The organism is Streptomyces sp. NPDC057617 (genome assembly GCF_042800555.1).
Taxonomy (GTDB): domain Bacteria; phylum Actinomycetota; class Actinomycetes; order Streptomycetales; family Streptomycetaceae; genus Streptomyces.
This window is the reverse complement of record NZ_JBHVGV010000014.1, coordinates 128,222-145,790: the sequence shown is the minus strand read 5'-3', so window position 1 is coordinate 145,790 and position 17,569 is coordinate 128,222. Positions and strand designations below refer to the sequence as shown.

17 protein-coding genes are annotated in these 17,569 nt (G+C 70.3%); 5 read left to right on the top strand and 12 right to left on the bottom strand.

The features are described 5' to 3' along the window. Positions 1-4 precede the first annotated feature (4 nt). The 5 genes from kdpB to dut all read right to left on the bottom strand — a co-directional run bounded on the left by kdpB (position 5) and on the right by dut (position 5,655). Complete coding sequence (kdpB, locus tag ACFU9P_RS29615; RefSeq protein ID WP_384086741.1) at positions 5-2,119, bottom strand: potassium-transporting ATPase subunit KdpB; 2,115 nt, start codon at positions 2,117-2,119, stop codon at positions 5-7. Positions 2,120-2,145: 26 nt separating this feature from the next. After that, positions 2,146-3,810 (bottom strand): potassium-transporting ATPase subunit KdpA, encoded by a 1,665-nt coding sequence (kdpA, locus tag ACFU9P_RS29610; RefSeq protein ID WP_384086630.1) that lies wholly within the window; start codon positions 3,808-3,810, stop codon positions 2,146-2,148. A 3-nt stretch (positions 3,811-3,813) separates the two neighbouring features. Beyond that, positions 3,814-3,903, bottom strand: a complete 90-nt coding sequence (gene kdpF, locus ACFU9P_RS29605; RefSeq protein WP_376379617.1) for a K(+)-transporting ATPase subunit F — start codon at positions 3,901-3,903, stop codon at positions 3,814-3,816. A gap of 437 nt (positions 3,904-4,340) precedes the next feature. Further along, entirely contained in the window at positions 4,341-5,129 is a 789-nt protein-coding gene (locus ACFU9P_RS29600) for a DUF3710 domain-containing protein (protein WP_376379620.1), read from the bottom strand. Position 5,130: 1 nt separating this feature from the next. Then, entirely contained in the window at positions 5,131-5,655 is a 525-nt protein-coding gene (gene dut, locus ACFU9P_RS29595; protein WP_376379623.1) for a dUTP diphosphatase, read from the bottom strand. A 130-nt stretch (positions 5,656-5,785) separates the two neighbouring features. Between dut and ACFU9P_RS29590 the strand changes: the two genes are divergently transcribed. After that, complete coding sequence (locus ACFU9P_RS29590; RefSeq protein WP_384086625.1) at positions 5,786-6,244, top strand: DUF3093 domain-containing protein; 459 nt, start codon at positions 5,786-5,788, stop codon at positions 6,242-6,244. A gap of 65 nt (positions 6,245-6,309) precedes the next feature. Here the strand turns inward: ACFU9P_RS29590 and ACFU9P_RS29585 are convergent, their stop codons facing one another. From ACFU9P_RS29585 to ACFU9P_RS29570, 4 genes are all read right to left on the bottom strand, one after another. Continuing rightward, positions 6,310-7,224 carry a hypothetical protein gene (locus ACFU9P_RS29585; protein ID WP_376379627.1) on the bottom strand — a complete coding sequence of 305 codons (915 nt, stop codon included), beginning with the start codon at positions 7,222-7,224 and terminating at the stop codon, positions 6,310-6,312. 13 nt (positions 7,225-7,237) lie between these two features. Beyond that, positions 7,238-7,534: a DUF4193 domain-containing protein gene (locus ACFU9P_RS29580; RefSeq protein ID WP_030350183.1), complete on the bottom strand. Its 297-nt coding sequence runs from the start codon at positions 7,532-7,534 to the stop codon at positions 7,238-7,240. Between the two features lie 404 nt (positions 7,535-7,938). After that, entirely contained in the window at positions 7,939-9,171 is a 1,233-nt protein-coding gene (locus ACFU9P_RS29575; RefSeq protein ID WP_376379631.1) for a sensor histidine kinase, read from the bottom strand. 5 nt (positions 9,172-9,176) lie between these two features. After that, positions 9,177-9,830 carry a response regulator transcription factor gene (locus ACFU9P_RS29570; RefSeq protein ID WP_046494423.1) on the bottom strand — a complete coding sequence of 218 codons (654 nt, stop codon included), beginning with the start codon at positions 9,828-9,830 and terminating at the stop codon, positions 9,177-9,179. A gap of 317 nt (positions 9,831-10,147) precedes the next feature. Between ACFU9P_RS29570 and ACFU9P_RS29565 the strand changes: the two genes are divergently transcribed. Then, on the top strand, positions 10,148-10,321 hold the full coding sequence (locus ACFU9P_RS29565) for a hypothetical protein (protein ID WP_169922638.1): 174 nt from the start codon (positions 10,148-10,150) through the stop codon (positions 10,319-10,321). A gap of 125 nt (positions 10,322-10,446) precedes the next feature. Here ACFU9P_RS29565 and ACFU9P_RS29560 read toward each other — a convergent pair whose 3' ends face one another. Further along, positions 10,447-11,280, bottom strand: a complete 834-nt coding sequence (locus ACFU9P_RS29560; RefSeq protein WP_384086620.1) for an inositol monophosphatase family protein — start codon at positions 11,278-11,280, stop codon at positions 10,447-10,449. 12 nt (positions 11,281-11,292) lie between these two features. Further along, complete coding sequence (locus ACFU9P_RS29555) at positions 11,293-12,420, bottom strand: ferrochelatase (RefSeq protein ID WP_384086617.1); 1,128 nt, start codon at positions 12,418-12,420, stop codon at positions 11,293-11,295. A gap of 166 nt (positions 12,421-12,586) precedes the next feature. Here ACFU9P_RS29555 and ACFU9P_RS29550 point away from each other — a divergent pair, with 166 nt between their 5' ends. Together ACFU9P_RS29550 and sepH are read left to right on the top strand one after the other, a co-directional pair. Next, the gene (locus ACFU9P_RS29550) at positions 12,587-13,912 is read left to right on the top strand and encodes a D-arabinono-1,4-lactone oxidase (protein ID WP_384086614.1); all 1,326 of its coding nucleotides are present in this window, start codon (positions 12,587-12,589) and stop codon (positions 13,910-13,912) included. 569 nt (positions 13,913-14,481) lie between these two features. After that, on the top strand, positions 14,482-15,516 hold the full coding sequence (gene sepH / locus ACFU9P_RS29545; protein ID WP_376379642.1) for a septation protein SepH: 1,035 nt from the start codon (positions 14,482-14,484) through the stop codon (positions 15,514-15,516). A gap of 148 nt (positions 15,517-15,664) precedes the next feature. Here sepH and ACFU9P_RS29540 read toward each other — a convergent pair whose 3' ends face one another. Then, positions 15,665-16,492 (bottom strand): sulfurtransferase, encoded by an 828-nt coding sequence (locus ACFU9P_RS29540; RefSeq protein ID WP_384086611.1) that lies wholly within the window; start codon positions 16,490-16,492, stop codon positions 15,665-15,667. A gap of 219 nt (positions 16,493-16,711) precedes the next feature. On the opposite strand from ACFU9P_RS29540, the gene ACFU9P_RS29535 reads away from it, so the two are divergent. Next, entirely contained in the window at positions 16,712-17,506 is a 795-nt protein-coding gene (locus tag ACFU9P_RS29535) for a VOC family protein (protein WP_376379648.1), read from the top strand. The last annotated feature ends 63 nt before the right edge of the window (positions 17,507-17,569 follow it).

Genomic DNA, 17,569 nt, shown 5'->3' with positions numbered 1-17,569 from the left:
GCGTTCAGCCGATTCCGGGGATGAGGGAGATGACCAGGTCGATGATCTTGATGCCGATGAACGGGGCGATCAGCCCGCCGAGACCGTAGATCCCGAGGTTTCTGCGGAGCATCCTGTCGGCGCTGGCGGGCCGGTAGCGCACACCCTTCAGGGCGAGCGGTACGAGCGCGACGATGATCAGCGCGTTGAAGACGACCGCGGAGAGGATCGCGGACTCGGGCGAGGAGAGGTCCATGATGTTGAGCCTGCCGAGGCTGGGATAGACCACGGCGAACATGGCGGGGATGATCGCGAAGTACTTCGCCACATCGTTGGCGATGGAGAACGTCGTCAGGGCGCCCCTCGTGATGAGGAGCTGTTTCCCGATCTCGACGATCTCGATCAGCTTGGTGGGGTTGGAGTCCAGGTCCACCATGTTCCCGGCCTCCTTGGCGGCCGAGGTACCGGTGTTCATGGCCACGCCGACATCCGCCTGCGCGAGGGCGGGGGCGTCGTTCGTACCGTCCCCCGTCATCGCGACCAGCTTCCCGCCGGCCTGCTCACGCTTGATGAGGGCCATCTTGTCCTCGGGGGTGGCCTCTGCGAGGAAGTCGTCCACGCCCGCCTCCTGCGCGATGGCCTTCGCGGTCAGGGGGTTGTCACCGGTGATCATGACAGTCTTGATGCCCATGCGGCGCAGCTCGTCGAACCGCTCCCGCATCCCCTCCTTGACCACGTCCTTGAGATGGATGACACCCAGGGCGCGGGCGCCCCTCTCGTCCTCGACGGCCACCACCAGGGGCGTACCGCCGGCCTCCGAGATCCGGTCGGTCAGGGCCCGGCAGTCCTGGGACACCCTGCCACCGCGCTCGGCGACCCAGGCGGCCACCGCGCCCGCGGCTCCCTTACGGACCTGGCGCCGCGTCCCGTCCTCGGTGAGGTCGACACCCGACATCCGGGTCTGGGCGGTGAAGGCCACCCACTCGGCTCCGGCCAACTGCCCCTGGTGGCGCTCCCGCAGCCCGTACCTCTCCTTCGCCAGGACGACTATGGAGCGGCCCTCGGGGGTCTCGTCGGCGAGCGACGAGAGCTGTGCCGCATCGGCCAGTTCGGCCTCGGTCACGCCCGGGACGGGGAGGAATTCGGCGGCCTGGCGGTTGCCGAGGGTGATCGTGCCGGTCTTGTCGAGCAGCAGCGTCGACACATCCCCGGCGGCCTCGACCGCGCGCCCGGACATGGCGAGCACATTGCGCTGGACCAGCCGGTCCATGCCCGCGATCCCGATCGCCGACAGCAGCGCCCCGATCGTCGTCGGTATCAGACACACCAGCAGCGCGATCAGCACGATCATCGACTGCCGCTGACCCGCGTAGATCGCGAACGGCTGGAGCGTGACCACCGCGAGCAGGAAGACGATGGTCAACGAAGCGAGCAGGATGTTCAGCGCGATCTCGTTGGGCGTCTTCTGCCGGGCCGCGCCCTCGACCAGCTTGATCATCCGGTCGATGAAGGTCTCGCCCGGCTTTGTCGTGATCCTGATGACGATCCGGTCCGAGAGGACCTTCGTACCGCCGGTCACGGCCGAGCGGTCACCGCCCGACTCCCGGATCACGGGTGCCGATTCGCCGGTGATGGCCGACTCGTCGACGGAGGCGACGCCTTCGACCACATCGCCGTCGCCGGGAATGATGTCCCCGGCCTCGCAGACGACCAGATCGCCGACCCGCAGATCGGTGCCGGGTATGCGCTCCTCGTGCGGGCCGCTGATACGGCGGGCGACGGTGTCGGTCCTGGCCCTGCGCAGGGTGTCCGCCTGCGCCTTGCCCCGGCCCTCGGCCACCGCCTCCGCGAGATTCGCGAAGACCGTGGTCAGCCACAGCCAGGCGGCGATCGCCCAGCCGAACCAGTCGCCCGGGTGGACCGCGGCGAAGACCGTGGACAGCACCGAGCCGACCTCGACCACGAACATCACGGGCGACTTGACCATCACCCGTGGATCGAGCTTCCTGACCGCCTGCGGGAAGGACGTGATCAGCAGACGGGGATCGAACATGCCCCCGCCCACCCGCGCCTTCCCGCCCGGGCTGTGTCCGGGCGATACCGGCGGGTGCGGCGCACGGGACGGAGTGACTGTGGACATCGTGTCCTCTTGCTTCAGACGAGTGCTCATGACGCCAGCCCCTCGGCCAGCGGCCCCAGCGCCAGCGCCGGGAAGTAGGTCAGACCGGTGACGATCAGGATCGTGCCGACCAGCAGCCCGGTGAACAGCGGCTTGTGGGTACGGAGCGTGCCCGCGGTCTCGGGTACGGGCCGCTGCGCGGCCAGCGCACCGGCCAGCGCCAGCACGAACACCATCGGCACGAAGCGGCCCAGCAGCATCGCCAGACCGATCGTGGTGTTGAACCACTGCGTGTCCGCGTTCAGCCCGGCGAAGGCCGAACCGTTGTTGTTGCCGCCCGAGGTGTACGCGTACAGGATCTCCGAGAAGCCGTGCGGCCCCGAGTTGGTCATCGAGTTGCCCGGTGTGGGCAGGGCCATCGCGGCGGCGGTGAAACAGAGCACCAGCGCCGGGGTGACCAGGATGTAGCTCGCGGCCAGCTTGATCTCGCGGCTGCCGATCTTCTTGCCCAGATACTCGGGCGTACGGCCGACCATCAGACCGGCGATGAACACCGCGATGATCGCCATGATCAGCATCCCGTACAGCCCGGAGCCGACCCCGCCGGGCGCGATCTCGCCGAGCTGCATCCCCAGCATGGTGATACCGCCGCCGAAGCCGGTGAAGGAGGAGTGGAACGAGTTGACCGCACCGGTCGAGGTGAGCGTGGTGGCCACCGCGAAGATCGACGACGCGCCGACCCCGAACCGGGTCTCCTTGCCCTCCGTCGCACCACCGGCGATATCGAAGGCCGGGCCGTGGTGGGCGAACTCGGTCCACATCATCAGCGCCGTGAAGCCCAGCCAGATGGTGGCCATCGTGGCGAGGATCGCGTACCCCTGCTTCACACTGCCGACCATCGTCCCGAAGGTCCGCGTCAGCGCGAACGGGATGACGAGAATCAGGAAGATCTCGAAGAGGTTCGAGAGCGGGGTGGGGTTCTCGAAGGGGTGGGCGGAGTTGGCGTTGAAGTAACCGCCGCCGTTGGTGCCCAGCTCCTTGATCGCCTCCTGCGAGGCCACCGCGCCGCCGTTCCACTGCTGCGAGCCGCCCATGAACTGGCCGACCTCATGGATCCCCGCGAAGTTCTGGATCGCGCCACACGCGACCAGGACGATCGCGGCGATGACGGAAACGGGCAGCAGGATACGGACGGTGCCGCGCACCAGATCCGCCCAGAAGTTGCCCAGCTCCCCGGTACGCGAGCGGGCGAAGCCCCGTACCAGCGCCACCGCGACAGCCATGCCGACTGCGGCGGACACGAAGTTCTGCACGGCCAGGCCGCCGGTCTGTACGACGTGGCCCATGGCCTGCTCGCCGTAGTACGACTGCCAGTTCGTGTTCGACACAAACGACGCGGCGGTGTTGAACGCCTGGTCCGGATCGATCGACGAGAAGCCCAGCGATCCGGGAAGAACCCCCTGCACCCGCTGGAGCAGATACAGGAACAGCACACTCACCGCGGAGAACGCCAGCACACCGCGCAGATACGCCGGCCAGCGCATCTCGGTCGCGGGGTTCGCGCCGATGGCCCGGTAGATCCACTTCTCGGCCCGCAGATGCCGCGGTGAGCTGTAGACCCGGGCCATGTAGTCACCCAGCGGGCGGTACGCGAGACCCAGCGCGACGACGAGCGCGAGCAGCTGGAGCACACCGGCGAGGACGGAGCTCATCACTCAGAACCTCTCCGGGAAGAACAGCGCCAGGACGAGATAACCCAGCAGGGCGACCGCCACCAACAGCCCGATCACATTCTCGGCCGTCATAGCTTCGCCACCCCCCTGGCGATCAGGGCCACCAGCGCGAACACCGCGATCGTGGTGACAACGAAGGCCATATCGGCCACCGCGCACTCCTAGAAGAGTCGGGAAAATCTGACTCCCTGAGGAAACCCGCTGATCCGGCGGGTCCGGCTCGCGTTGACGGGTCCCATACGGCCGGTGCCACGGGCTTGACGGACTTCATATGGCCGACGCCGCGCCTTGTGATGTGCCCCATACGGCAAGGCATCCACCATGGCTCGCAGGCGCCACGGCCTTCGGGCAAAGGAAAGGCCGGTTGGGCAAGCGAAAGGCCGGTGGGCCGCGTCCCCGTCCAGGGATACGGCCCACCGGCCTTGTCGGTCAGGTCTGTGCCAGTCCGGTCTGTGCCGGTCCGGTCTGCGTACGGCAGTTCTGCGTACGGCAGGAGCGCCGACGGAGGCTCAGCGCACCTCGGTGATCTCGGGACCGCGCTGAAGCTGTCCCATGCCGCCGGAGAAGCGCGAGCCCTCCTGCTCGTCCTGCTGAACGCCCTCGGCCACCATCTGCGCGTCGTCCGGCAGCTTGAGGACGATCGGGTCCCTGGGCGCCATCGGCCCCTCGCCCCGCACGACCACGGTGTCCCGGAAGATCTGCTCCAGCAGCCCCGCGGCCGCGGGCTGCACCGCGCCCTGCCCGGAGATCACACCGCGCAGGAACCAGCGCGGCCCGTCGACACCGATGAAGCGCACGAGCTGTACGCCGCCGGTGCCGTCCGGAAGCTGTACGGGGACCTGGGCGCGCAGCTCCCAGCCCAGCGGCCCCTCGACCTCGTCGATGATGCCGCCCTGCCGGGTGATGCCGGAGGCGATCTCCTCGCGGACCTCGCCCCAGATGCCTTCCTTCTTGGGCGCCGCGAACGCCTGGAGCTGTACGGCGCTGTCGCGCACGACGACCGTGGCGGCGACGATCGCGTCGCCGGCGACCTCGACGCGCAGTTCCATGCCCTCGACCCCGGGGACGAAGATCCCGCCCAGATCGACCCGGCCCTCCCCGGGCCTGGAGACCTCGGAGATGTCCCAAGGCCCGTCCGGCCTGGGGGCCGGCGGAAGGTTCACCCTGCGGGGCGTGGCCACCCCGTCGGCAGCCGTGTCGGCACCGGCGTCACCGGCATCGTCGGTGAACTGCTCGGCCTCGCCCGCTGCGTCCGCCGCGTCCGCTGCGGAACCACTCTTCTTGCGACGTCCGAACACGTCACTGTCCTTCCCGGTCGGATACGACCGAAGCGTATCGATTCCCGCCCTGTACGCCGCCCACGGCGGCATGACCGCCGGTGGACCCGAAGCCCCCGTCGCCCCGCGCCGACCCGGGAAGCTCCGCCACCTCGTGGAAGCGGACCTTCTCGACCTGCTGGACGACCAACTGGGCAATCCGGTCGAACCGCTCGAACCGCACGCTCTCGCGCGGGTCCAGATTGACCACGATCACTTTGATCTCTCCACGGTACCCGGCATCCACCGTCCCCGGGGCATTCACCATGGCGACGCCGCAGCGGGCCGCCAGCCCGGAGCGCGGGTGCACGAAGGCGGCGTACCCGTCGGGCAGTGCGACGGACACTCCCGTGGGCAGTACGGCCCGCTCCCCGGGGGCCAGTTCGGCGGCCTCGGTGGTGACCAGATCGGCCCCGGCGTCGCCCGGATGCGCATACCCCGGAAGCGGAACCTCCGGATCAAGGCGGCGGATCAGTACGTCCAGGGGGGCGGCGGGGGTACGGCTCATGGGTTCACCTCGACGGCGCGGGCGCGCCCGGCCTGGTCCGGGAGGCGTCCCCGGGGGTGGCGCGCTGCTCACAGGCGCAGACCTTACCCGCGCGGTCGCCCGGCTTCCGCACCATGCCAAGCTTGGCCCCATGGAGCCTTCCGCCGCGCGCTACGACGAGCGCCTCACCGCCCCTCCTTCCTGGTGGGCCATTGCCGCTCTCATCGCTGTGGCGGGGGGCCTGATCACTCTGCCGCTGGGGCCGTTGCCGCTGCTCGGCGGGGTGATCGGCGCGGGGGCGCTGGCGGCGGCCGGGGTCAGTTCCTACGGCTCGGCGCGGATCAGGGTGGTGGCGGACTCGCTGGTCGCGGGCGATGCCCGGATCCCGGTCTCGGCGCTGGGCGAGGCCGAGGTGCTCGACGCCGAGGAGGCGCGGGCCTGGCGGCTGCACAAGGCCGATCCCCGGGCGTTCATGCTGCTGCGCAGCTATGTGCCGACGGCGCTGCGGGTGGAGGTCACGGATCCCGAGGACCCGACTCCGTACGTCTATCTCTCGACCAGGAACCCGCAGGGTCTGGCGGCGGCGCTGCACGCGGTACGGACGGGCTGAGGGCGGTACGGACAGGCTGAGCACGGGGATCCCGCCTCTTCGGAGGCCCTGGCCTCTTCGAAGGCTTAGTTCTCCAGCTCCTTCGGCAGCCCCGCGGGCAGTTCACCGGGCTGCTCCAGCGCGGGCAGTTCCGGGAGCGCGTCCCAGGGGATCTGGCGCGCCCGCAGGTCCTTGCGGACGTGCTCGGCGACCTTCTTGGTGTCCCGCCGGTTCATCATCGCGCCGACAGCCGCCCCGATCATGAAGGGGACCAGGTTGGGCAGGCTGCGGACCGTGCGCTTCATGATCTGCTGCCGCAGCTCGCGCTTCATGCGCCCGCTCAGCGCGCCGTTGAAGGTCGACGGCTTGGTGACATCGACCCCGCGCTCCTCCGTCCAGGAGGTCAGATAGGCGGCGCTGCGCTGCTTGAGCGTGCCGGGCGGGCGGAGTCCGTAGACCTCGTGCAGCTCGGCGATGAGCTTCAGCTCGATCGCGGCGACCGCCGTGATCTCGGCCGCCAGCTCGGCGGGCATCGCGGGCGGTACGGGCAGCATCGCGGCCGCGCCGATACCCGCGCCGACCGTCGCGCTGCTGTTCGCCGCGCCGGCGACCAGTTTGTCGGCCAGTTCCTCGGGGCCGAGGCCGGGGAACTGGCCGCGCAGGGTCGCGAGGTCGCGGACGGGGATCCGGGGGGCGTTCTCGATGATCCGGTCGGCGACAAATCCCAGCGCCGCCTTGGCACCCGCGCCGCCCTTCCGCACACCCCGTTTGACGGCGTCCAGCCGCCGGCCCCCGGTCATGGGGCCGCCGCGGTCCTCCTGGGCCGCTTCGAGCGAGGCCGCGAGGCCTCGCTCGTCGTCACGTGCGCCGTGCTGGGGCAGGAGGGCGGAGTGCTCGGCAGCGGGCTGAACGCCTTCTGCCGGGCCCGGGCCGCCCTGATACACCTCCGGTGCGCTCTCGCGCCGGAAGCGTCGTTTCCGAAACGGTGTGTCGCCTGCCACGGCCGACCTGACCTCAGTCGCAGTCGCGGCAGATCGGCTGACCGTTCTTCTCCCTGGCGAGCTGGCTCCTGTGGTGCACCAGGAAGCAGCTCATGCAGGTGAACTCATCGGCCTGCCGGGGCAGCACCCGGACGGACAGCTCCTCGTTGGAGAGATCCGCGCCGGGCAGTTCGAGCCCTTCGGCCTGCTCGAACTCGTCGACGTCGACCGCCGAAGTCGACTTGTCGTTCCGACGGGCCTTCAGTTCCTCAAGGCTGTCCTGATCGACGTCGTCATCGGTCTTGCGTGGGGTGTCGTAATCCGTTGCCATGTCGCTCTCCCCCTCTGGGTGTCTGTGGTGTCTCCAGCGCACGTAACGCGTGAGAGGCCGGACTTGTGCCCGACCTGAGGCGGAGATTTTGCCTCACATCAAGGTCTGTTACTCAATCGACACCCAACCGGACCCCTGAGGAGTGATCGGCTTCGGGTGGCGAAGGGGACCGTACACGGTCCTGCTGTTGTGCCTCACGGGCGCCACCCCGTGTACTTCCCGTGATCCCGGCCCCCGGAAACCCGGACGATACCGGCTTTCCGATGAAGGCCTGATCACGCAGAGTGGATAGGCGTGAATTCGCCCCTGTGATCGATCACACACGGATTCGCCGGAAATCCCTCCCGGAAATTCCGCGCAAAGCGAACAAAGGCAGATGCTCCCCGGATACCGCGCGCAGCATCTCAGACCGGGAGGGTGACACGCATCACCAGTCCCCCGCCCTCACGGGGTTCCGCGAAGATCCTGCCGCCGTGAGCACGCGCCACGGACCGCGCGATGGAGAGGCCGAGCCCGACGCCCTTGTCGCTGCCCGTACGCTCCGTACGCAGCCGCCGGAACGGCTCGAAGAGGTTGTCGATCTCGTACGCCGGGACCACCGGGCCCGTATTGGAGACCACCAGGACCGCCTGGCCCTGCTGGACCTCCGTGGAGACCTCCACCCAGCCGCCCTCGGGGATGTTGTACCGCACGGCGTTCTGCACCAGGTTCAGCGCGATCCGCTCCAGCAGCACCCCGTTCCCCTGGACGACCGCGGGCGCGCACTCCGTACGGATCTCGACGCCCTTCGCCTCCGCCTCGCCGAGGCACTGGTCCACGCCGCGGGTGGCGACCTCGGCGAGGTCGACCGGTTTTCGCTCCACGATCTGGTTGTCGCTGCGGGCGAGCAGCAGCAGGCCCTCCACGAGCTGCTCGCTGCGCTCGTTGGTGGCCAGCAGCGTTCTGCCGAGCTGTTGGAGTTCCGCGGGCGCCCCCGGATCGGAGAGATGGACCTCCAGCAGGGTGCGGTTGATCGCGAGCGGTGTACGCAGCTCGTGCGAGGCGTTCGCGACGAACCGCTGCTGCGCGCTGAAGGCCCGCTCCAGCCGGTCCAGCATCTCGTCGAAGGTGTCCGCCAGCTCCTTCAGCTCGTCGTCGGGGCCGTCCAGCTCGATCCGGCGCGACAGGTCGGAGCCGACGACCCGGCGCGCGGTACGGGTGATCCGGCCCAGCGGCGACAGCACCCGCCCGGCCATCGCGTAACCGAAGGCGAAGGCGATGACGCTCAGGCCGACCAGGGCGAACAGCGAGCGGCTGAGCAGATCGTCGAGCGCCTGCTTGCGCTGGTGGTTGACACAACTGTTCATGGCCGCGTTGAACTGCTCGGGCGGTGCCTGGTCCGGGAAGTTGCAGACATCGCTGCTCACCTTGCCGGTCACGATCTTGAAGGGCAGCTCACTGCCCACATGCAGGGCCTGCGCGGCCAGCAGATAGATGATCGAGAGCAGCAGGATACCGGCGATCAGGAACATCCCGCCGTACAGCAGCGTGAGCCGTATCCGGATGGTGGGGCGCACCCAGGGCAGTGCCTGGTCGGGCCTTCTGGGGTCCCAGGTGGGTTTGGGCGGTGCCGCGGGCGGCATCGGGGTCGCGGCCACGGGCATCAGATCCGGTACCCGGAGCCGGGCACCGTGACGATCACGGGCGGCTCGCCGAGCTTCCGGCGCAGGGTCATCACCGTGACCCGTACGACATTGGTGAACGGGTCGGTGTTCTCGTCCCAGGCCTTCTCCAGGAGCTGCTCGGCCGAGACGACCGCGCCCTCGCTGCGCATCAGGACCTCCAGCACCGCGAACTCCTTGGGCGCGAGCTGGATCTCCCGGCCCTCGCGGACGACCTCGCGGCGGTTGGGGTCGAGCTTGATGCCCGACCGCTCCAGGACGGGCGGCAGCGGTACGGTCGTACGCCGGCCCAGGGCGCGCACCCTGGCGATCAGCTCGGTGAACGCGAAGGGCTTGGGCAGATAGTCGTCCGCGCCCAGCTCAAGGCCCTCGACCCGGTCGCTGACATCGCCCGAGGCGGTGAGCATCAGGACCCGGGTGGGCATCCCCAGCTCGACGATCCTGCGGCAGACGTCGTCGCCGTGGACGAGGGGAAGGTCCCGGTCGAGCACCACCACGTCGTAGTCGTTGACCCCGACCCGTTCCAGGGCGGCGGCGCCGTCGTACACCACGTCGACGGCCATGGCCTCCCGGCGCAGTCCGGTGGCCACCGCATCGGCGAGCAGTTGCTCGTCCTCGACGACGAGTACACGCACGTCGCTGTCCTTCCTCTGGGCCCGTCACCCGTGAGCGGGGCAGGTTGTAGCACTGGCTGTGCGGCCCCATCCTGCCGGTTACGGCCATAAACCGGCGGTAAGACGATGCCGGGTGACCTGGGACATCCGGGAATGGAACGGATTGTTTGACGCGTTGAGGTTTCTCGAAGACGGACCCTGGGGAAGACGACTTCACACCCGAGATCACGCCCTGTTTGTGGCATGCCACACCCTTTCTGTCATCCAGAGGCAGTGGGTGCGTGATCTACCCGCCGTCGGCACACCCCCGTGCCACTGACCCACGACGAGGGGGCGCAATGGACGCGTTCACCGCCGGGCTTCTGCAGCGTATAAAGGCCACGGAAACGGATCTCAACCGAGCCCGGGAGACGGGCGACGACTTCCTCGTGGATGTCGATCAGGAAGAGCTGGAAGACCTTCGCCGGCTTGCGGCCGAGCACGGCGTGGAGGTCGGCGCGGCGAGCGCCTGACCGCATGCCTTGGCCCTATTCAAATATCAGAGCCGTGACAACGACCTAGTGAGAAGGGCCCCGGCGCCGAGGGGACGGCGCCGGGGCCCTTCCGTACGTCCGGCCGCGCCGCCGGGAGGCCCGCACTAGTCGTGCCAGGCGCCGTACTCGTCCAGCAGGCCCTGGAGGGGCTCGAAGACACCCGGGGTGGCCGCCACCGTGAGGTCGAAACCGGGGCGGGTGCCGGGGCGGCCGCCGGTGAGCGCGCCCGCCTCGCGGGCGATGAGATCGCCGGCCGCGAGGTCCCAGGGGTGCAGCCCGCGCTCGTAGTAGCCGTCCAGCCGGCCCGCCGCCACATCGCAGAGGTCGGTGGCCGCGGAGCCGCCGCGCCGGATGTCGCGCAACTGCGGGATCAGCCGCTGGGCGATCCCGGCCTGGTGGGCACGGACGGCGGTGACGTAGTTGAAACCGGTCGAGACGAGAGCGCGCTCCAGCGGGGGCGCGGGGCGGCAGTGGACCGGCCGGTCGTTGAGGAAGGCGCCGCCGCCGCGCACGGCGCGGAAGGTCTCGCCGCGCATCGGGATGGCGACGACTCCGGCAAGGGTCTCGCCGTCGCGTTCGGCGGCGATGGAGACGGCCCAGGTGGGCAGTCCGTACAGATAGTTGACGGTGCCGTCCAGCGGGTCGATGACCCAGCGGATTCCGCTGCTGCCCGCCGAGCTGGCGCCCTCCTCGCCGAGGAAGCCGTCGTCGGGGCGGTGCTCGGAGAGATGGCAGGTGATCAGCTTCTCGGCGGCGATGTCCATCTCGGTGACGACGTCGATGGGGCTGGACTTGGTGGCGGCGACGGCCAGATCGTCGGGGCGGCCGTCGCGCAGCAGCTCGCCCGCGCGGCGTGCGGCTTCCAGGGCGAGGGAAAGCAGCTCGGCGAGCAGAGCCTCATCGGGCCGGTCGGTGGCATCGGGTCGGGCGTCGGTCACGGCGGGGCTCCTTCAGGCGTACGGGCTGTCGGCGCCCGCGGCGGCGGGCCTGGGGGCACGGGCCGGGCAGCAGCCGGCCGGGCAGAGGTCATGGCTCGGGCCGAGCGCGCCCAGCGCGCAGCGCTCCACCGGCTGACCCCGCTCGGTGGCGGCGCGCTCCAGCACCAGGTCGCGGACGGCGGCGGCGAAGCGCGGGTCGGCGCCCACCGTGGGCGAGCGGCGGACGGGCAGCCCCAGCTCCGCGGCCTTGGCGGTGGCCTCGGTGTCGAGGTCGTACAGGACTTCCATATGGTCCGAGACAAAGCCGATGGGGGCCATCACGACCGCCGGGACGCCCTCGCCATGCAGTGTCTCCAGGTGGTCGCAGATGTCCGGCTCCAGCCAGGGGATGTGCGGGGCGCCGCTGCGGGACTGGTAGACCAGCCGCCAGGGGTGCTCGACGCCCGTCTCCTCCCGTACCGCCTCGACGATCAGCCGGGCCGTGTCGAGGTGCTCGGCCACATACGCGCCGCCCTCGCCGTGGCCCTCGACCGGCCCTGAGGTGTCGGCCGACGCGACCGGGATGGAGTGGGTGGTGAAGGCGAGGTGGGCGCCCGCCCGTACCGGCTCCGGCAGATCGGCGAGCGAGGCCAGCACGCCGTCGATCATGGGGCGCAGAAAACCGGGGTGGTTGAAGTAGTGCCGCAGCTTGTCCACGCGCGGCGGTTCGAGCCCCTCGGCGGCCAGCGTGGCGAGCGCCTCTGCGAGGTTCTCGCGGTACTGGCGGCAGCCCGAGTACGAGGCGTACGCGCTGGTCGCGAGGACGGCGATCCGGCGCCGGCCGTCCAGGGTCATCCGGCGCAGGGTGTCCGTCAGATACGGCGCCCAGTTGCGGTTGCCCCAGTAGACGGGCAGATCGACGCCGTGCTCGGCGAAGTCCTTGCGCAGCGCGTCCAGCAGCGCGCGGTTCTGTTCGTTGATCGGGCTGACCCCGCCGAACAGGAAGTAGTGCTGACCCACTTCCTTGAGCCGCTCCTCGGGGATCCCGCGGCCCCTGGTGACATTCGCCAGGAACGGAATCACATCGTCCGGGCCCTCGGGACCGCCGAAGGACAGCAGGAGCAGCGCGTCGTAGGGGGAAGTCTCAAGCTGTTGGGGCATGTTTCGATCCTGCCATCCGCCCCGCCCGGCATGTACGGCGGCGGTGGCCGGCGGGCGGCGGATGTCCAGTGGGGCGGCCGTGAGTATGATCCCCCTCCAACTGGCGTGGGTACGGGGTGCCGTCGGCCAGGCGAGCCGGTACCGATACGGGGAGGGCACGGGGCGTATGACCAGGACGCACACGAACGGGCCGACCGTGGACGCGTGGCGCAACTGGGCGGGAAATGTCACCGCCCGCCCGGCCCGCGCGGTCTCCCCCGCCTCCGTCGAGGAACTGACCGAGGCGGTACGAAGGGCCGCCGAGGACGGGCTGAAGGTCAAGGCCGTCGGTACGGGCCACTCCTTCACCGCCACCGCCGCCACCGACGGGCTGCTCGTACGGCCCGATCTGCTCACCGGCATCCGGGACATCGACCGGGCGGCGGGCACCGTGACCGTGGCGGCCGGCACCCCGCTGAAGCGGCTCAACGCGGCACTGGCGCGGGAGGGGCTGTCGCTGACCAATATGGGCGACATCATGGAGCAGACCGTCGCGGGCGCCGTCTCGACCGGCACCCATGGCACCGGCCGTGACTCGGCCTCCATAGCCGCCCAGATCCGCGCCCTGGAACTGGTCACCGCGGACGGCTCGCTGCTGCGCTGCTCCGCGGAGGAGAATCCGGAGATCTTCGCCGCCGCCAGGATCGGGCTGGGCGCGCTGGGCGTGATCGCTTCGGTGACCCTCGCGGTGGAGCCGGTCTTTCTGCTGACGGCCCGTGAGGAGCCCATGGCCTTCGACCGGGTCACGGCCGAGTTCGATCAGCTCGTGGCCGAGAATGAGCACTTCGAGTTCTACTGGTTCCCGCACACCGGCAACTGCACCACCAAGCGCAACAACCGCAGCGCGGGTCCGGCGGCCCCGCCCGGCCGGTTCGGCGGCTGGATCGATGACGAGTTCCTCTCCAACGGGCTGTTCCAGGTGGCCTGTTCGGTCGGCCGTGCCGTGCCCGCGACCATCCCCGCCATCGCAAGGATCTCCAGCCGCGCCCTCTCCGCACGCACCTACACGGACATCCCTTACAAGGTCTTCACCTCCCCGCGCCGGGTGCGCTTTGTCGAGATGGAGTACGCGCTGCCCCGTGAGGCGGCGGTAGGGGCGCTGCGCGAGGTCAAGGCGATGGTCGAGCACTCACCGCTGCGGGTGAGTTTTCCGGTGGAGATACGCACGGCGCCCGCGGACGACATCACGCTCTCGACCGCCTCGGGCCGGGACAGCGCGTACATCGCGGTGCATCTGTACCGGGGCACGCCGTACCACGCGTACTTCACCGCGGTGGAGCGGATCATGACCGCGCACGGCGGCCGGCCGCACTGGGGCAAGATCCACACCAGGGACGCGGAGTATCTCTCGGCGGCGTATCCGCGCTTCGGCGAGTTCACGGCGCTCAGGGACCGGCTGGATCCGGACCGGCTGTTCGGCAATGACTATCTGCGGCGGATTCTCGGGAACTGACAGGAGCTGACGGGCACTTACGGGAGCTGACGGGGACTGAATCTTGGCGACCGGGGCGGGCTGAGGGGTGATGCCCGGTCTTCCGCCCCCGCTCACCCATCTGCCCCACCTCGTACCGGGAAAGGACGGCTGAGCGAAACAGATCGTTCCGATGTAGCGGATTCCGTGAAGCAGCGGGCCTGGTCAGGGGTGTTGCCGGCCCTCAACTCCGCACCCCGCCGAGAACTTGGGCGGCGTGCCGGTCCACCCGGATGGCCCGAATGGAGTACTGTGGCGAGCCCTGGGGCCGGACTCCCTCATGGGCGTCCGGGACCTACGGGAAGGGGGCCGAACGTGGCACTCGATCCGGCGGCGCCGCGGCACCGCACGGGCGCCTGCTGCACAGAGTGACCGGGTCTGTCACTCTGCGTCGCAAAGAGGTAACCGTGCCATAACGGCGATCCAGGGCCACTGCCCGACACGCCGGGCAGCACGGCAAGGTTGTGGCAGGCTGCACCCGGGCAGGCCACACTCGACTAGCGGAAGCAGCGACGCACGTGACGTCGGCAGGCACCACCCGGGAGGTCCCCATGCCCGAACTGCGTGTCGTGGCCGTCTCCAACGACGGCACACGACTGGTGCTCAAGGCTGCGGACAGCACGGAATACACGCTTCCGATTGATGAGCGCCTCCGCGCCGCCGTGCGCAATGACCGCGCCCGCCTCGGTCAGATCGAGATCGAGGTCGAGAGCCACCTCAGACCGCGTGACATCCAGGCGCGTATACGGGCCGGCGCCTCCGCCGAGGAGGTCGCCCACCACGCGGGTATCCCCGTGGACCGGGTCCGCCGGTTCGAGGGTCCTGTGCTGGCCGAGCGCGCCTTCATGGCCGAGCGGGCCAGGAAGACGGCCGTGCGCCGCCCCGGCGAGAACACGGGACCCCAGCTCGGCGAGGCGGTGCAGGAGCGGCTGACGCTGCGTGGCGCCGAGAAGGACACCGTGCAGTGGGACTCCTGGCGGCGTGACGACGGCACCTGGGAGGTGCTGCTCGTCTACCGGGTCGCGGGTGAGCCGCATTCGGCGAGCTGGACGTACGACCCGCCCAGGCGGCTCGTCCAGGCGGTGGACGACGAGGCGCGCGCCCTGATCGGCGACACCGACGACACGGTGACCGCGCAGGAGCCGAGCTTCCCGTTCGTACCGCGGATCGCGCGGCTGCCGCGCGACCGCGACCGGCCGATGGACCGCGCGCTCGACCGGCAGTCGGAGCGGCCCGGGGCGCCGGAGCCGGACGAGATGAGCGAACGCGACTCGCTGACCAGCCTGCTGGAGGCGGTGCCGAGCTTCCGCGGCGACATGGTGGTGCCCGAGCGGCCCGCCCCGGAGCCGCCGGCCACGGATCCGGAGGAGGAGCCGGAGGCCGAGGAGCCGCCGGCGCCCGCGGCCTCGGCCGGTTCGGCGTACGCGGATGTGCTGATGCCGCGCTCGGTGTCCGGGCACCGGGACCGGCTCACGGGGACGACGGACCGCCAGGCGGAAGCGGACGGGGTCCGTCCGGGCCGCAGGGCCGCGGTGCCGAGCTGGGACGAGATCGTGTTCGGCACGCGCCGCAAGAAGCAGGAGTAGCGCGGCTACGGCTGCGCTGGCTACGGCTACGGCTACGGCAAGTCACGGAAGAGGCATACGAAGGGGCCCGTACACGGTGTGCGTGTACGGGCCCCCTTCGTATGCGTGTACGACATGTACGGCAGGTACGGCGAGCCGCGGGCTCGGGCTACTGGGGGTCGGGGCCCTTGGCGACCGGACGGGTCTCGTCCGCCGACCACTCGGACCACGAGCCCGCGTACAGCGCCGCCGGAATGCCCGCGATCTCCAGCGCCAGCACCTCATGGGCCCCCGAGACACCGGACCCGCAGTAGACACCCACCTCGGTCCCGGCCGTGGCACCGAGTGCCGTGAATCGAGTGGCCAGATCCGCCGCAGGCAGGAAGGTGCCATTTTCGGCCACATTCACCATCGTGGGCGCCGACAGCGCGCCGGGAATATGGCCGCCGATCCGGTCGACGGGTTCGACATCGCCGCGGTAGCGCTCGGCGGCCCGCGCGTCCAGCAACAGCCCGCTGCGCGCCAGGGCGGCCGCGCCGTCCGCGTCCAGCAGCGGGAGCGAGCCAGGTACCGGGCTGAAGTCGCCCTCGGCGGGGTGCGGGACCTCGGTGGAGAGCGGCCCGGTCCACGCGGCGAGCCCGCCGTCCAGTACCCGTACGTCGGAGTGGCCCGTCCAGCGCAGCAGCCACCAGGCGCGTGCCGCCGCCCAGCCCTGGCCGCCGTCGTACACCACCACCGGCCTGTCCTGCGACACTCCGGCCTGGCGCATCACCGCGCCGAAGTCCGCCACCTCGGGCAGCGGATGCCGGCCGCCGGCCCCGGGCGGGCCCGCCAGCTCCGTATCGAGGTCGACATAGACGGCGCCCGGCAGATGCCCCGCCTCATAGGCGGGACGGCCGGGAGGTCCGCCGAGTTGCCAGCGGACGTCGAGCAGGACGGGCGGACGCGGTCCGGCCGACTCGCCCTGGAGTTCCGCCGCGGTGATGATGGCTGTCATGGAGCCATCCTCGCGCACGGGCGGCCCTGCCCGGAAACGGCGGAGAAACGGCCGGTAAACACCCCATCGAGATCCCGCCAAGGTCGGCGCGGTCGGGAAGCGGCACGCGGTGACAGGTGCGAGCATCTGCACGGGCGTACGGCCGTTCCCGTACGGCGGCCGGAGACCGGCCCGCGACCGGTCCCCGCACGGCCACGATGGTCCGAGGAGAGAGTGACGATGACCGAGGCAGCGATCCGGCGCACACCCGGCACACCCTGCTGGGTGAGTCTGATGGTGCACGGCCTTGCCGCGACCGAGGAGTTCTACCGGGAGTTGTTCGGCTGGGAGTTCCGGCCGGGACCGCAGCAGCTCGGGCCGTACGTCCGCGGCATGCTGGACGGCAAGGCGATCGCGGGCATCGGCCAGTTGCCGCCCGACCGGCAGTTGCCCATCTCATGGATGACCTATCTGGCGACGGACGACGCGGATCTGACGGCCGACACGATCAGAAGCTGCGGCGGAACGGTCGGTGTCGGTCCGCTGGACGCGGCGGAGGCAGGCCGGATGGCCATAGCGTCGGACCCGGCGGGCTCGGTCTTCGGGATCTGGCAGGCGGCGGCGCACATCGGGACGGCGGTGGCCGGGGCCCATGGCACCCCGGTCTGGAACGAATTGATCACACGCGAGACGTCGACGGTCGGAAAGTTCTACGAAGCGCTCTTCAACTATGACGTGGAGTCGGTCGAGTCGACCGACTTTGACTTCCTGACCCTGCGTCTGGAGGGGCGTCCGGTGGCCTCCCTGCACGGGGTGGGGCGCGCGCTCGCCCGGGATCTGGGCTCGCACTGGATGACGTATTTCGAGGTGGACGACACCGACGCCGCCGCGCGGCTGGTGACGGAGCTGGGCGGGCGGGTGATCAAGCCGCCGCACGAGGGCACGCACGGCAGGCTGGCGACGGTCGCGGACCCGGAGGGCGCGGTCTTCTCGATCGTACGGTCGGCCGGGCACCGGCAGCTCGCGGACCTCTGACCGCGCGGCGCCGGCCGAGAAGCACCAGGCCCTGTCCGGCGCCGGCCATGAAGCGCCGACCCG

What these genes read in the sequence shown, in the direction of transcription:
- kdpA (WP_384086630.1), bottom strand. Translation starts at nt 3,810, where the DNA reads ATGAGCTCCGTCCTCGCCGGTGTGCTCCAGCTGCTCGCGCTCGTCGTC.
- ACFU9P_RS29535 (WP_376379648.1), top strand. Translation starts at nt 16,712, where the DNA reads ATGACCGAGGCAGCGATCCGGCGCACACCCGGCACACCCTGCTGGGTG.
- ACFU9P_RS29580 (WP_030350183.1), bottom strand. Translation starts at nt 7,534, where the DNA reads ATGGCAACGGATTACGACACCCCACGCAAGACCGATGACGACGTCGAT.
- kdpF (WP_376379617.1), bottom strand. Translation starts at nt 3,903, where the DNA reads ATGACGGCCGAGAATGTGATCGGGCTGTTGGTGGCGGTCGCCCTGCTG.
- ACFU9P_RS29550 (WP_384086614.1), top strand. Translation starts at nt 12,587, where the DNA reads ATGACCAGGACGCACACGAACGGGCCGACCGTGGACGCGTGGCGCAAC.
- sepH (WP_376379642.1), top strand. Translation starts at nt 14,482, where the DNA reads ATGCCCGAACTGCGTGTCGTGGCCGTCTCCAACGACGGCACACGACTG.
- ACFU9P_RS29540 (WP_384086611.1), bottom strand. Translation starts at nt 16,492, where the DNA reads ATGACAGCCATCATCACCGCGGCGGAACTCCAGGGCGAGTCGGCCGGA.
- ACFU9P_RS29565 (WP_169922638.1), top strand. Translation starts at nt 10,148, where the DNA reads ATGGACGCGTTCACCGCCGGGCTTCTGCAGCGTATAAAGGCCACGGAA.
- dut (WP_376379623.1), bottom strand. Translation starts at nt 5,655, where the DNA reads ATGAGCCGTACCCCCGCCGCCCCCCTGGACGTACTGATCCGCCGCCTT.
- ACFU9P_RS29555 (WP_384086617.1), bottom strand. Translation starts at nt 12,420, where the DNA reads ATGCCCCAACAGCTTGAGACTTCCCCCTACGACGCGCTGCTCCTGCTG.
- ACFU9P_RS29590 (WP_384086625.1), top strand. Translation starts at nt 5,786, where the DNA reads ATGGAGCCTTCCGCCGCGCGCTACGACGAGCGCCTCACCGCCCCTCCT.
- kdpB (WP_384086741.1), bottom strand. Translation starts at nt 2,119, where the DNA reads ATGTCCACAGTCACTCCGTCCCGTGCGCCGCACCCGCCGGTATCGCCC.